The organism is Streptomyces guryensis, from assembly GCF_021261325.1.
GTDB classification, from domain to species: domain Bacteria; phylum Actinomycetota; class Actinomycetes; order Streptomycetales; family Streptomycetaceae; genus Streptomyces; species Streptomyces guryensis.
In genome coordinates this window covers 1-14,067 of record NZ_JAJSBI010000012.1, presented here as the reverse complement: position 1 = coordinate 14,067, position 14,067 = coordinate 1, and the positions used below count along the sequence as shown (strand labels likewise).

Annotated in this window: 12 protein-coding genes and 2 riboswitches; of the genes, 4 read left to right on the top strand and 8 right to left on the bottom strand. The window is 68.6% G+C overall.

Annotated elements, in window-relative coordinates; all coding sequences use genetic code 11:
* Nucleotides 1-2: 2 nt before the first annotated feature.
* From LJ657_RS23685 to LJ657_RS23655, 7 genes are all read right to left on the bottom strand, one after another.
* Nucleotides 3-1,295, bottom strand: coding sequence for an ABC transporter ATP-binding protein (locus LJ657_RS23685; protein WP_232650760.1), 1,293 nt, complete (start codon nt 1,293-1,295; stop codon nt 3-5).
* Nucleotides 1,292-2,389 carry an ABC transporter ATP-binding protein gene (locus tag LJ657_RS23680; protein ID WP_232650759.1) on the bottom strand — a complete coding sequence of 366 codons (1,098 nt, stop codon included), beginning with the start codon at nt 2,387-2,389 and terminating at the stop codon, nt 1,292-1,294. Before LJ657_RS23680 ends, LJ657_RS23685 begins: the two co-directional genes overlap by 4 nt.
* Entirely contained in the window at nt 2,386-3,384 is a 999-nt protein-coding gene (locus tag LJ657_RS23675) for an ABC transporter permease (RefSeq protein WP_232650758.1), read from the bottom strand. The genes LJ657_RS23680 and LJ657_RS23675 overlap by 4 nt, the downstream gene beginning before the upstream one ends.
* Nucleotides 3,385-3,496: 112 nt before the next feature.
* The gene (locus tag LJ657_RS23670; protein ID WP_232650757.1) at nt 3,497-5,287 is read right to left on the bottom strand and encodes an ABC transporter substrate-binding protein; all 1,791 of its coding nucleotides are present in this window, start codon (nt 5,285-5,287) and stop codon (nt 3,497-3,499) included.
* Nucleotides 5,288-5,356: 69 nt separating this feature from the next.
* Entirely contained in the window at nt 5,357-6,364 is a 1,008-nt protein-coding gene (locus LJ657_RS23665) for an ABC transporter permease (protein ID WP_232650756.1), read from the bottom strand.
* A 316-nt stretch (nt 6,365-6,680) separates the two neighbouring features.
* Nucleotides 6,681-7,505 carry an enhanced serine sensitivity protein SseB C-terminal domain-containing protein gene (locus LJ657_RS23660; RefSeq protein WP_232650755.1) on the bottom strand — a complete coding sequence of 275 codons (825 nt, stop codon included), beginning with the start codon at nt 7,503-7,505 and terminating at the stop codon, nt 6,681-6,683.
* A 132-nt stretch (nt 7,506-7,637) separates the two neighbouring features.
* Entirely contained in the window at nt 7,638-8,432 is a 795-nt protein-coding gene (locus LJ657_RS23655; protein ID WP_232650754.1) for an enhanced serine sensitivity protein SseB, read from the bottom strand.
* Between the two features lie 216 nt (nt 8,433-8,648).
* On the opposite strand from LJ657_RS23655, the gene LJ657_RS23650 reads away from it, so the two are divergent.
* Nucleotides 8,649-10,655 carry a zinc ribbon domain-containing protein gene (locus tag LJ657_RS23650; RefSeq protein WP_232650753.1) on the top strand — a complete coding sequence of 669 codons (2,007 nt, stop codon included), beginning with the start codon at nt 8,649-8,651 and terminating at the stop codon, nt 10,653-10,655.
* Between the two features lie 33 nt (nt 10,656-10,688).
* Here LJ657_RS23650 and LJ657_RS23645 read toward each other — a convergent pair whose 3' ends face one another.
* Entirely contained in the window at nt 10,689-11,357 is a 669-nt protein-coding gene (locus LJ657_RS23645; RefSeq protein ID WP_232650752.1) for an AAA family ATPase, read from the bottom strand.
* Between the two features lie 205 nt (nt 11,358-11,562).
* A riboswitch (glycine riboswitch) is annotated at nt 11,563-11,667 on the top strand.
* A riboswitch (glycine riboswitch) is annotated at nt 11,668-11,778 on the top strand.
* Between the two features lie 44 nt (nt 11,779-11,822).
* On the opposite strand from LJ657_RS23645, the gene gcvT reads away from it, so the two are divergent.
* The 3 genes from gcvT to LJ657_RS23630 all read left to right on the top strand — a co-directional run.
* A complete protein-coding gene (gene gcvT, locus LJ657_RS23640; RefSeq protein WP_232650751.1) occupies nt 11,823-12,941 on the top strand; it encodes a glycine cleavage system aminomethyltransferase GcvT in 1,119 nt (372 codons plus the stop codon).
* A gap of 128 nt (nt 12,942-13,069) precedes the next feature.
* A complete protein-coding gene (gene gcvH / locus LJ657_RS23635; protein WP_232650750.1) occupies nt 13,070-13,447 on the top strand; it encodes a glycine cleavage system protein GcvH in 378 nt (125 codons plus the stop codon).
* Between the two features lie 14 nt (nt 13,448-13,461).
* Nucleotides 13,462-14,067 (top strand): aminotransferase class I/II-fold pyridoxal phosphate-dependent enzyme (locus LJ657_RS23630; RefSeq protein WP_232650749.1); only part of this gene is annotated, 606 nt, incomplete at its 3' end.

Genomic DNA, 14,067 nt, shown 5'->3' with positions numbered 1-14,067 from the left:
CGCTACTTGTCGGTTGACTCCTGGCTCTCGGCCGCCGGGGTCACATCGGCCTCAGCGGTTTCGGTGGCTTCGGCTCCAGCGGTCTCGGTGGCTTCAGCGGCTTCGGTCGTTTCCGCGACCTCCGCCGCCACCGCCGCCGACGTCTCCGCCGATTCCGCGAGCACCTCGTCCGCGACCAGTTCGGCCGCCTCCTTGGCCATGGTCAGCAGGACGGTGTCCTGCGGGGCCTGGTCCTCGAAGTTCTCCGGGTGGTGGCAGGCGACCTGCTGGCCGGGCTTGAGCGCGACGAGCTTCGGCTCGGTCGTCGTGCAGATCTGCGTCGCCTTCCAGCACCGGGTGTGGAAGCGGCAGCCGCTCGGCGGGGAGATCGGCGAGGGCACGTCGCCCTTGAGCAGGATGCGCTCGCTCTTGGCGTTCTTGCGCCGCGGGTCCGGGATCGGCACCGCCGACATCAGTGCCTTGGTGTACGGGTGCATCGGCGCCCGGTACAGCGACTCGCGGTCGGCCAGCTCCACGATCTTGCCGAGGTACATCACCGCGATCCGGTCCGAGACGTGCCGGACGACGGAGAGGTCGTGCGCGATGATCACATACGTCAGACCCAGCTCCTGCTGGAGGTCGTCGAGCAGGTTGACGACCTGCGCCTGGATCGACACGTCCAGCGCGGAGACCGGCTCGTCCGCCACGACCAGCTTCGGGTTCAGGGCCAGCGCGCGGGCGATGCCGATGCGCTGGCGCTGACCGCCGGAGAACTCGTGCGGATAGCGGTTGTAGTGCTCGGGGTTGAGACCGACCACCGACAGCAGCCGCTGCACTTCCTTCTTGATGCCGCCCTCGGGCTCGACGCCCTGCAACTTGAAGGGGGCGCCGACGATCGTGCCGATGGTGTGTCGCGGGTTCAGCGAGGAGTACGGGTCCTGGAAGATCATCTGCACGTCGCGGCGCAGCGGACGCATCCCGCTCACCCCGAGGTGCGTGATGTCCTTGCCCTCGAACTCGACCTTGCCGCCGGTCGGTTCGAGCAGCCGGGTGATCAGCCGGCCCATCGTCGACTTGCCGCAGCCGGACTCGCCCACGACGCCGAGGGTTTCGCCGGCCCTTACCTCGAAGTCGATGCCGTCGACCGCGTGCACGGCCCCGACCTGCCGCTGGAGCAGGCCCTTTTTGATCGGGAAGTGCTTCTGGAGCCCGGTCACCTTCAGCAGGGTCTCGCCGGGGGCGGCGTCCTTGGTGAGGGTGGCACCGTCACTCTGCGCGGGAAGGGTCACGGCTGTGTCCTTAGGGTTCTCGCTCACAGCTTCGGCGCAATCTCTTCGGTCCAGATGCGTTCCCGCTGCTCCTGCGTCATGTGGCAGGCGGCCCAGTGCCGGCCGCCGACCTCGGTCAGCTCGGGGCGGACCGTGCGGGTGACGTCGTCCTTCGGGATGTCGGCGTACGGGCAGCGCGGGTTGAAGGCGCAGCCGGACGGGATGTTGATCAGCGAGGGCGGGGAGCCCTTGACCGGGATCAGGCGCTCCTGCTGCTCGCGGTCCAGACGCGGCATCGAGCCCAGCAGGCCCCAGGTGTAGGGGTGGCGGGGCTCGTAGAACACCTTCTCCGCCGGACCGCGCTCGACGCAGCGGCCGCCGTACATCACCAGGATGTCGTCGGCCAGCTCGGCGACGACACCCAGGTCGTGGGTGATGATGATGACCGCGGAGCCGAACTCCTTCTGCAGATCCCGGATCAGGTCGAGGATCTGCGCCTGGACGGTCACGTCCAGAGCGGTCGTCGGTTCGTCAGCGATGAGCAGTTCGGGGTTGTTGACCAGCGACATCGCGATCATCGCGCGCTGGCGCATACCGCCGGAGAACTCGTGCGGGTAGCTGTCGACTCGCTTGTCCGGCTGCGGGATGCCCACCCGGTCGAGCATCTCGACCGCGCGCCGCTTGGCCGTCTTCTTGTCGACGTCGTGGTGGATGCGGTACGCCTCCACGATCTGCTGACCGATCGTGTAGTACGGGTGCAGCGCCGACAGTGGATCCTGGAAGATCATCGCCATCTGACGGCCGCGCAGCTTGCGCACCTCGTCCGGGTCGGCGGTCAGCAGCTCGGTGCCGTCCAGCCAGATCTCGCCGGAGATCCGCGCCTTGCGCTTGCCGTACTGGCCGGCCGTGTGCAGGCCCATGATGCCGAGCGAGGTCACCGACTTGCCGGAACCCGACTCCCCCACGATGCCGAGGGTCTTGCCCTTCTCCAGCTTGAAGGAGAGCCCGTCGACGGACTTGACCAGGCCGTCGTCGGTCGGGAAGTGCACCTTCAGGTCGCGCACTTCCAGGAAGGAGTTCGGGGCCGGCGAGGCCGAGGTGGGTTCGCCCACGGCTGCTCCGGTCTTGCTCAGTTCGGTCATGCGAGCCTCACTCGGGGGTCGATCACGGCGTACAGGACGTCCACCACGAGGTTGGCGAGGAGTACCGCGAGGGAAGTGATCAGGGTGACGCCCAGGATGATGGGCAGGTCCTGGTTCCGGATGGCGTCGAGCACGGCGCGGCCGAGGCCGGGCAGGTTGAACGTGGACTCGGTCAGGATGGCACCGCCGATGAGGGCACCGAGGTCCATGCCGAGCATGGTCAGGATGGGCGTCATCGTGGAGCGCATGGCGTGCTTGCCGATGACGACCTGCTCCTTGAGGCCCTTCGCGCGGGCCGTGCGGATGTAGTCCTCGCCGAGGATCTCCAGCATGGTGGCGCGGGTGATCCGGGCATACATCGCGGCGTACAGGAACGCGAGGGTGATCCAGGGCAGGATCATGCCGCCCAGATAGCCTCCGAAGCTCTGGCTGAGAGGCACGTACTGGGCGTCGATCCATTTCAGGCCGAAGGCGAAGATCGCCAGGCTGAGCAGACCGGTGAAGTAGATGGGCAGGGAGACACCCGCCAGGGCGACGACCATCGCGCCGCGGTCCCAGAGGCTGCCCCGCTTGAGCGCGGAGAGCACACCGGCCGCGACACCGAAGACCAGCCACAGCACGGCCGCACCGAGCGCGAGACCCAGGGTCACCGGGAAGCGGTCGGTCAGGACCGGCCATACGGCCTGCTCGCTGCGGAAGGAGTAGCCGAAGCACGGCGCGGCGCAGTGGGTGACGTCGCCGCCGCCCGAGTAGGTGCGGCCGACGAAGATGCCCTTGAAGAACTCCCAGACCTGCGAGTAGATCGGGGTGTTCAGGCCCAGCTTCTCCCGCACCGCCTCGACGGAGGCAGGGTCGGCCTGCTTGCCCACGAAGCTCGCGGCGATGTCGACGCCCGCCCACTTCGGGACGAGGAAGAAGATGCCGAAGACCACCATGACGATGACCACGAGCATCACTACGGCGGCGAAGAGCCGCCTGATGAGGTAAGCGAGCACAGCTTACGGCCCGCCGCGGGACCGCGGGCCACCGGAGGTCGTCCGATGGCCCGCGACCACGCCGCGCCGGCCTTCACCTGCCTTTCGTGCCTGTACGGCGGGTGTGCCGGATTTACTTCGGGTTCTTCAGACCGAGGTTGACGAAGTCGTACGTGCCGTTGTACGTGTCCGACGTGTAGACGTTCGCCAGGTTGTTGGAGCGCCAGTTGATGAACTTCTCGAAGGTGAAGGGCAGGTAGTACGCGCCCTCCATGACCTTGTGGTTGATCTGCGTGGCGATCTTGGCCTTGCCCGCGGCGTCCAGCGTCGTCGTGTACTGGTCGAACAGCCCGTCGATCGTCTTGTCGTTGATCAGGGCGTAGTTGTTGTTACCGCTCGCCGCGATGTACTTGCTGTTCCACAGCGGCAGACCGAAGCCCTGGACCGTCGAGAAGTCCGGCCCCCAGCCCATGACGATGATGCCGTAGCCCTTCTTCTTCACGTTCGAGGGGCTGCCGATGATGCCGGGGCTCTGCGAGCCGTCGTACTGGTCGATCTGCGCGTTGATGCCGATCTTCTTCAGCGAGGCCTGCAGGGACTGCGCGGTGGCCACCTCGACCGGCTTGTTGTTGCGGACGGCGATGGTGGTGGAGAAGCCGTTCGGCTGGCCGCAGGCCTTCAGAGCCTTCTTCGCCTCGGCGACGTTGCCGTTCTTGTTGGCGCCGGCGATGCCGTACGGGTCGTACTTCTGGCCCTCGGCGCCCGGGACGGTCTGCGGGAGCATGTTGGTGCCGATGTCGCCACCGGCGATCGGGCCACCACGGGCGGTCTGCAGCGACACGTGGTCGGCACCGAGTATGACGGCCTTGCGGCACTCGATGTTGTCGAACGGCTTCACGCTCTGCGGGAAGACCGCGTAACGGATGTAGGCGGACAGCGGGTTGTCCAGGTTCGCCTTGTGCTCCTTCAGGGCGGTGGTACGGCCCTGCGGCGACATGCCGGTCTGGTTGATGTCCAGGTCGATGTCACCGTTGAGCAGACGCTGGTCCAGCTGGTTGGCGTCCGAGAACAGCTGGAGCGTGATCTTGTCCGGGTACGCCTTGCGAACCGGGTCGGAGGACTGCTTCCAGTTGGTGTTGCGCACCATCGTCAGGCTCTTGCCCGGGCTGTACGACTGGAACTTGTACGGGCCCGAGGAGAAGGGGTGCAGGCCGTACTTGGACTTGGTGTCCATGTCCTGGCGCACCGGGGAGGCCGAAGGCAGGGACAGCACCTGCTCGAAGTCCGAGTTGGCCTTGGGCAGATGGAAGACGATCGTCTTGTCGTCCGGCGTGGCGATCGCCTTGAGACCCAGCTTGTCCGCGGACGTGTCCTTGTAGGGGCCCTTGTACTCGCCCTTCGGGTCCAGGAAGTCCTTCAGGTACGTCGGACCGCCGGACAGCACGTCCTGCGCCCACACACGCTCGATGCCGTACTTGATGTCCTTGGAGGTGATCGGCTTGCCGTCCTCCCACGTGATGCCGTCACGCAGGTGGTACGTGTAGGTCTTGCCGTTGTCCGTGACCTTGGCGAGACCGGTGGCCAGGTCCGGGGTCAGCTCGGCGCCGGCCTTGCCCGGCTCCGTCTTGGCCGTGATCAGCTGGCGGCTGTAGTAGCGCGCGAAGTCCCACATGAAGCCGTAGTAGCCACGCGTGGTGTCCCACGAGTCGGCGTCCTGGGCGCCACCGAACTTCAGCGTGCCGCCCTTCTTCACCAGCGAGGCCTGGGCGACCTTGTTGTTGCCGGCGTCGAAACCGGCGGCACCGTCCTTCGATCCACTGCTGTTGCCACCGCCGCCGCACGCTGCCAAGGCCAGCATGCCTGCGACCGCGGCAGCAGCGGCCAATGCCTGCTTACGCCGCCCTGAGGTGCGTTGGGTAGTCACGATCTCGGATCCTCCGGTTTTGATGAGAGACCCCGTGTTGGTGCCACGGGACGCTTGGGGTACGGCGGTTCAGCGGGAGGCCTTCGGGTCCAGCGCGTCCCGCACGCCGTCGCCGAAGAGATTGAAGGCCAGAACGGTGATGAAGATCGCCACACCGGGGACCACCATGTACATGGGGTCCGAGTCGTAGTAGTCGATCGCGCTCGAGAGCATCTGGCCCCAGGAGGACGTGGGGGGCTTGACACCCACGCCCAGGAAGCTGAGTGCCGCCTCGGTGAGGATGTTCGTGGGGATCATCATCGTCGTGTACACGATGATCGGGGCGACGAGGTTGGGCAGCAGCTCCTTGAACAGGATGTAGTACCGCCCGGCGCCCAGCGATCGGGCGGCCTCGACGTACTCGCGCTCGCGCATCGAGAGCGTCTGTCCGCGCACCACGCGTCCGATGTAGGGCCAGCCGAAGAAGCCGATGACCAGGATCATCACGAACACGCGCACGTTGGAGCCGGTCAGCCCCAGCATGTCGTTCGGCATGACGGAGACCAGGGCGATGGTGAACAGCAGCTGCGGGAAGGCCAGCAGACCGTCCATCACACGGCTGATCACCGAGTCGACCACGCCGCCGAAGAAGCCGGCCACGATGCCCAGCACGGTGCCGAGGACCACGGCGACCATGGCGGACAGGAAGCCGACCAGGAGCGAGACGCGGGCCCCGTAGAGGACGCGGGCGAAGATGTCGCGGCCGTTGACCGGCTCGACGCCCAGCAGGTGGTCGCCGCTGATGCCGCCCAACGCCCCCTTGGGGGTGCCGAACAGCGGGTCGATCAGGTTCTCGTGGTAGACGTCCGGGTCCTGCCCGAGGAGGTTTGTGATCACCGGTGCGAGCAGGGCCAGCGCGATGAGGACGAGCACGACCACGCCGCCAGCGAGGGCGAGCTTGTCCCTCTTCAGGCGCTCCCAGGCGATCCGGCCCAGGGAGCGCCCCTGTACGGCCTTCACGCCGGCGCTGGCGACCGCTGCTTCCTCGGCCGCGCTCGGGGCCGCTTCCGCAGTCGGCTCGTGCAATGGTGCCGTCATCTGGCAGGGACCCCTCTTCGATTCAACCGGCGGTAGCCGGCCCGCACTTTGCCGCGGTGGCGGCGTGATCAGTCCGTCGTACACGGGGGCGAACCCCCCTGGAGCGGGAGTCTTCAACGCTTTGGCGATCTGTTGCCAGACTTGACGGCGAAAGGATGCGTAAACGTGATGCGGGCTGGAGGGTTCCGTTATCCGGACAGCGGGTAACGGCCGCCGGACGAGGAGCATTTCGGACATTAATTGACAGACGCTGACCTTCCGGCGCCATCTACGCGCGAAGATCGACTGTCGACCTGGTATGAACCAGGCCTCCGTCTCAGTATCCGCCGTGCACCGGTGGGTAGCCGTACCCGGCCGCCGGGGCCTGGGCCGGAGCCGCCGCGTGCGCCTCGCGGTCGTAGAAGGGGCGGGCGCTCGCGCGCATCCACAGGGCGACGGGGTCGTACTCGTCCGACATCGCCACCGTCGACACCGGCAGTCCGTCCGGGACGGCGCCGATGGACTGCTGCATCATCGCCCGCACCGAGTCCACCGCGGGCGGGCTGGTGTCGTACACGTCCAGGCCGATGGCGAGGTACGGCGCCCCCAGCGCCGGCTGCACCCAGGCGCGGCGAAGCGAGCGGACGGCCGGGGTGCGGTGGGCGTTCTGCGCGAGCAGGGCGTAGAACTGCGGGATCTCGATCGCCGGTTCCGACATCCGCAGCGGGCCGGCGGCCTGGCGCTCCAGGCCGGTGGCGATACGGCGGAGGTCCAGCCAGGGGATGCCCAAGCCACCGCCCGGCGCGTGCGGGTTGAGCCAGAGGCCGAAGTGGTCGGGGTACAGGGTCCGGGCGACGTCCAGGCCGTCGACCACCTCGTACGACCTGTTCCAGCCGCTGGCCGAGAGTTCCTGGGCGGAGGTGACGCACGGGGCGTAGCCGTAGCCGCCGACCTCCATGTTTCCGTACTGGGCGTCCGGGGAGCCGGCCTGACCGTGCCACAGGAGCATCCAGACCTGGCCGGAGGCCGGGGTCGCGAGTGCGCGGAGGAGTGCCTCGTAGGCGTCGTAGCGCCCTGGCGTCACCTGGCGCAGCATGTGCTCGACGCTGCCGCTGAGGCTCGCGCTCACCTGTCGTACCGCCCCTTCGAAGTCGCCCCGCATTGTTGGACAGCTTAAGCGCCTGAGAGCTCGGGACCTGCTGTGCGTGTGGGGTGCGCTGTGGCTTGCGCGCCACGCGGCAGCCGCAAGTCGATACAGCCCCGCGCCCCCAGGTCCGTTGCCCCTCAGCGACGCCTACAAGTGATCCCTCATATAGAAAGGGCGTACCTGTTCGCGCATCCAGTTCGCCACCGGGTCGTCCGTCACGTCCAGGAGGACCAGGTTGACCGGCCACTGGGTGGGGATCCTGGTGATGGCCCGGCCCAGGGCCTCCAGGGGGAGTGCCCTGATGTCCCCTTCCCGCTGGGAGAGTTCGACGCCCACGAACATCACCGGGTCCGCCGTCTCGACGGCGGCGAGGCAGCGGCGGGCGGTGACGACCACTCCTGTTTCCGCGAACTCGGCGGAGGCCGCGGCGAGGAAGTCGATCGGGTCGTCCTGCCAGTCCGGTTCGTAGAGCTTGACGCGGCCGCCGGAGGCGGGGCCGTCCAGCGGGGTGCGGCCGACCCGGCAGAGTTCGGCGACGGCGGGCGGCGGGAGCGGGATGCCGACCACTCCGTCCGGGTTCACGGCGAGGCCGACCTGCGGGGGCAGTCCGCGGGCGAACTCGACGGCCGGGGCGATCGTGTACGACATGTGGGAGCCGACGACCTGGCGGAACTGCTCCTCGGAGCTGAAGACCGGAACGTACGCCTGGCCCTCGATCTCCAGCGTGGGCAGGTCGAGGGGGCCGCTGTTCAGGTCGCCGCCGTTCGGCAGCGGCACCCAGACGAAGCTGCGGCCGAGCACCTCGAGGATCCGGCCGCCGGCCGAGGGGATGCCGAGGGAGGCCGACAGCACCTCCTCCAGCTCGTTGCCGGGCCATCCGCCGTGCGGATGGGGGTGCGCCTGCATGGGAAAGTCCGCGGGAAGATCCGCTGGGAAGTCCATCTGTGTCCGACCGCCTGCTGAGAACCACTGCTTTGGCTGGAAAGGCTAACGTCATTCCTTTGGGATCCGTACTGATGCGTCGTCCCCGCCGGTGTCATGCCGTGTGCCCGGTACCCGACCGTCGGTGCCGTACGAGAGTACGCAGATCGAATACGTGACCTTTCCCGGGGTGCGTCGTTGATCAGATGACAGCATCAGGAGCGGGTGGGGGTACCGGTGAGCCGAAAGCTGCCGCTCGGCGAGGGCGAGACCGCCCGTATCGCCTGCGGCCGTGGCCTACTGCGGACGGGTGTGGTGGAGGAGACGGGCGAGGCCCTGTCGGCCGCTGCGCTGGCCTCACGGGTGGACTGGGCGGCCGCTCTGGTCTCTGGCATGGCCACCGATCTACTGGCGGCACACTGGAATGCCGCCGACGTAGACGTACTCGCCTCCGGTGTAGATGCCGGCGGCCGGGCGCTGCCGTCGAACGCATGGATGGCGCTTCGGCGCCTGGGCTGGACCGTAGCCTCGGCCGAGGGTGTCCGCGTCAATGACCGGATCGTGCGCATGGCCCAAGAGCACGCCGGGCGCACCCTGCGGTCCGTGAAGTGGCGGGCCGACCTCACCGCTGGAGTCATCGAAACCTGGCCCACCGAGGCAGGACGGCGTACCCCGGATGAGTGGGACGCCGTCCGCGAGGCCGTCCCCGACGGCCGACACCTGCCCTCCAGCGTGATCATGTCCCGCACGCGGCAGGTCACCGCCTTCGAGCGGCGGCACGGCCGGTTGCCCATCGACGTGTTCGAACTGGAGGCCGCCCCCGACGGCGGGCGGTCGCTGCTGCTGTCGGCGTGCGACGGGCAGCAGGCGTCGATCAAACGCTGTGACGATCCGGGCCGCGCACTGCTGCGAGTGCAGTTACCCACCCGTCCCGACCCCCACTCCTACCGGGACTGGACGTGGGTGGCCTGCCCCATCAAGCTGCCGCCAACGATCCCGCCCAGTGCGGTGTTGCACCTGCCAACCCTGCATGTCCGCCAAGGCCGGGTGCGGGCCGACCTTGCCTATACGCACGCCGTACCGAAGGCCCGACGCACCGGGCACACGATCGCTCTCGGCGTGGACTGGGGCCTGAACACCCTGCTCAGCGCGGGCGCCATCCGGATGCACGCCGATGGGAAGATCACCACTGTTGGCGTGGGCGGAATGTTCCGTGCCGCCGGAGTGCTGGCCAAGCAACACCGGCTGCGCCGCACGTCGGAACACCTGCACGCCAAAACCGACCACTACGAGCGCCTCATCAACGGAACCGACGGGCATCCCCTGACCGGCAAACACGCCGTCCTGGCCGAGGAAATCCGGCACGTCTCCAATCGTCGCTCCAACCTGAACGACGCGCTCGCCTGTTCATCCGCCCGCTGGGCCGTGGATCAGGCCATCGCTGCCGGTGCGAGCGTGATCTATGTCGAAGACCTCCGGTCAATGGAGGCACGCGGCATGGGCCGCACCCTCAACACCCGCCTGTCCCAGCAGGTGCGCGGTCAAATCGTGGACCGTATGAGACACCTGGCTGCCGAAGTCGGTATCGCCGTCGTCACCGTCCCTGCCCGCAACACCTCCCGGCACTGCCCCCAATGCCTCGTCCCGCTGCGCCATCGCAAGGCCCCCGACCGGCCCACCACGCCCGGCTGGAAATGGGCTTTGTGCCCGAATCCCCAGTGCGGCTGGCAGGGCGACCGCGACACCGGCGCCTGGCAGCGAATCGCCACCCGCGGCCTAACCCACCAGACGAAGACCGTCACCGATCGCGCGAGCGGCACCATGGTCATCCGCAGCGTCGTGGACACATTCGAAGCCAAAGCCGTGGTCACCCCGACCGCGACCAAAAACAGCCGGAAGGACCGGTCCAAGACCGGACCCACTCGGCACAGGACCACACGCCCCGCGCCCAGGCGACGCAGGGCACCCTCCCCCACCAAACCCCTCGGTCCGGCGGGCAAGCGTCCGGAGGGACACGCATCACCGGGCCGGAGGCGGCTGCCCCGTGCAGCCCACCGGCACCAGGGCGTGACGACGATCAGCACACCCTCCCCCAGACTTCGTCCAGGGGGACCCCCATCCGGCCAACACCGGCCACGAGGAGCGGCACTGGGCGCAGGATTCCACCTGCACGCCCACGCCACCCCGCCACGATGGGCACATCCCATACCAGGCATCACGCCTTGCGTGGGATCGCTTAGCTGATCTGAGACGCTAGCGGGTGGCACGGACAATGCGTCAACCCGTGAACCCGATCCTACGCAGGACGTCCGCCGCGTCCCGGTCCAGCAGCACCGCCGAGCCGACCCCCTCGGGCAGGTCGCCCTGCCCGACCGCGCGGATCAGGCGGGCCGCTGCCGTGCGGTGGCGCAGGAAGGCGTAGCGCGAGACGCCGCGGCCGCGCTCGCGCTGGCCTTCCAGGGCCGTGCCGGGTGTGACGTCGAGCAGCAGCAGGTGCAGGGTGCCGCCGCGGCGGCGGGCCTCGCGGGCCAGCCAGCCACGCACCCAGGCCTGCGTACCGCAGTCGTGCACGACGACGCCCTCTCCGCTGCGCAGGGCGCGGCGCAGTCCGGCGTAGTGGGCGAGGCGGACCAGGGGCCGGTAGACCGCGTACGGCAGGAAGCGGGGCGCGCGGGCGTCCCAGCGGTCGCGGGCGTCCTGGGAGTCGATACGGAGGCCGCGGACGGCACGCTCCATCAGCGTGGACTTGCCGCTGCCGGGCAGGCCGGTGATCACCACGAGGTCACGGGGTCCGAAGAGCAGGGCGTGCGGGCTGTGCCCCGAGCGGTCGCGCAGGTCGCGGACCACGGGTGCCGGGCAGTCGCCGCATGCGTCCCTGGCCGGGGCCGCGGGCTGCTTGGGCAGCGCGACGGCCGAGGTCGTGGCGTACACCGTGGTCCTGTTCACCGTGATCGTCCTTCCTGCGGGGTCAGGAAAGCTTCTCCCCACTGTTTGTAAAGGGAAGGTAATGCACGGTGTCTCGCGGTTCCGTTCGGTTCCGGCCACAGCCCGGTTACAAACAGGAGATGCCGAAGAGGAGGTGGCGGATGCGGCCCTGCCGGACGCGGACGAGGCGTGCAATGATGTGCGCGCCAACTGCATACCGGCCGTTTGAATCCGCGCGGGAGAGTCCCCGGCAGTACGTCTGTGTCGCTGGGGCGCCGAAGGAGCAAGTCCCTCCCTTGAATCTCTCAGGCCCCGTTACCGCGCGGGCGAGGCACATCTGAAAAGCGGGCCGCTGTGTCAGTGGTCCCACCCAAGGTGCAAGCCAGGAGCCACACTTGTGGTCATGGCGAACCTCTCAGGTTCCGATGACAGATGGGGAGGAACGACCTCGCCCGTCATGCATTCGCCCTGGGAGACGACCGTCCGATGAGCAGCACCGCACCCCGTCACACCGCGCTCGATGCCCTGCATCGCTCGCTCGGTGCGACGATGACCGACTTCGCCGGCTGGGACATGCCCCTGCGCTACGGCTCCGAGCGCGACGAGCACCTCGCCGTGCGGACGAGGGCCGGGCTCTTCGATCTCTCCCACATGGGTGAGATCACCGTGACCGGCCCGCAGGCCGCGCAGCTCCTGAACTTCGCCCTGGTCGGCAACATCGCCTCCGTCGGCGTCGGCCGCGCCCGCTACACCATGATCTGCCGGGCCGACGGCGGCATCCTGGACGACCTGATCGTCTACCGACTCGCGGAGACCGAATACCTGGTCGTCGCCAACGCCTCCAACGCCCAGGTGGTGCTGGACGCGCTGGTGGAGCGTTCGGCCGGCTTCGACGCCGAGGTGCGCGACGACCGGGACAACTACGCGCTGATCGCCGTGCAGGGCCCCGAGTCCCCCGGCATCCTGGGGTCGCTCACCGACGCCGACCTCGACGGCCTGAAGTACTACGCCGGCCTGCCCGGCACCGTCGCCGGCGTCCCCGCCCTCATCGCGCGCACCGGCTACACCGGCGAGGACGGCTTCGAGCTGTTCGTCGCCCCCGGTGACGCGGAGAAGCTGTGGCAGGCGCTGACCGATGCGGGAGCGCCCGTCGGGCTGGTGCCCTGCGGGCTGTCCTGCCGGGACACCCTGCGCCTGGAGGCGGGCATGCCGCTGTACGGGCATGAACTGTCCACCTCGCTGACGCCGTTCGACGCCGGGCTCGGCCGGGTGGTGAAGTTCGAGAAGGAGGGCGACTTCGTGGGCCGCGAGGCGCTCCGGGAGGCGGCCGACAGGGCTGCGGAGACCCCGCCGCGCGTCCTCGTCGGACTGGTCGCCGAGGGCCGCCGGGTCCCGCGCGCCGGGTACGCGGTCGTCGCGGGCGGCGAGGTGATCGGCGAGGTCACCTCCGGCGCCCCCTCCCCCACCCTGGGCAAGCCGATCGCGATGGCGTACGTCGACGCCGCGCATGCGGCGCCGGGCACCGAGGGTGTCGGCGTGGACATCCGGGGCAGTCACGAGCCGTACGAGGTCGTGGCGCTGCCGTTCTACAAGCGCCAGAAGTAGACACTGACGACACTGGGCGAGCAGGCTCCGTCCCCGGACGTGACCCCGCGCACATTTTCGCTGCTCACACGCGTTTTCAGCAGTCCCCAATTCATCAGCACTCCACCGCGTACAGGAGAATTCAGGCCATGAGCAACCCCCAGCAGCTGCGTTACAGCAAGGAGCACGAGTGGCTGTCGGGCGCCGAGGACGGCGTCTCGACGGTCGGCATCACGGAGTTCGCGGCCAACGCGCTCGGCGATGTCGTCTACGCCCAGCTTCCCGAGGTGGGCTCCGCCGTGACCGCGGGCGAGACCTGCGGCGAGCTGGAGTCGACCAAGTCGGTCAGCGACCTGTACTCCCCCGTCACCGGTGAGGTCACCGAGATCAACGAGGACGTGGTGAACGACCCGTCCCTGGTCAACTCGGCCCCCTTCGAGGGCGGTTGGCTCTTCAAGGTCCGCGTCACGGAGGAGCCGGCCGACCTGCTCTCCGCCGACGAGTACACCGCCCAGAACGCCGGCTGAGGAGCCGTAGACGCATGTCTGTACTGAACACGCCCCTGCACGAGCTCGACCCGGACATCGCCGCCGCGGTCGACGCCGAGCTGCACCGTCAGCAGTCCACCCTCGAGATGATCGCCTCGGAGAACTTCGCGCCGCTGGCCGTCATGGAGGCGCAGGGCTCGGTGCTGACCAACAAGTACGCCGAGGGCTACCCGGGCCGGCGCTACTACGGCGGCTGTGAGCACGTGGACGTCGCCGAGCAGATCGCCATCGACCGGCTCAAGGAGCTGTTCGGCGCCGAGTACGCCAACGTGCAGCCCCACTCGGGTGCCTCCGCCAACCAGGCCGCGCTGTTCGCGCTGGCCCAGCCGGGCGACACCATCCTGGGCCTGGACCTGGCGCACGGCGGCCACCTGACCCACGGGATGCGGCTGAACTTCTCCGGCAGGCAGTTCAACGTGGTCGCCTACCACGTGGACGACTCCGGTCTGGTCGACATGGCCGAGCTGGAGCAGCTGGCCAAGGAGCACCGCCCCAAGGTGATCATCGCGGGCTGGTCGGCCTACCCCAGGCAGCTGGACTTCGCCGCCTTCCGGCGGATCGCGGACGAGGTCGGCGCCTACCTGTGGGTCGACATGGCG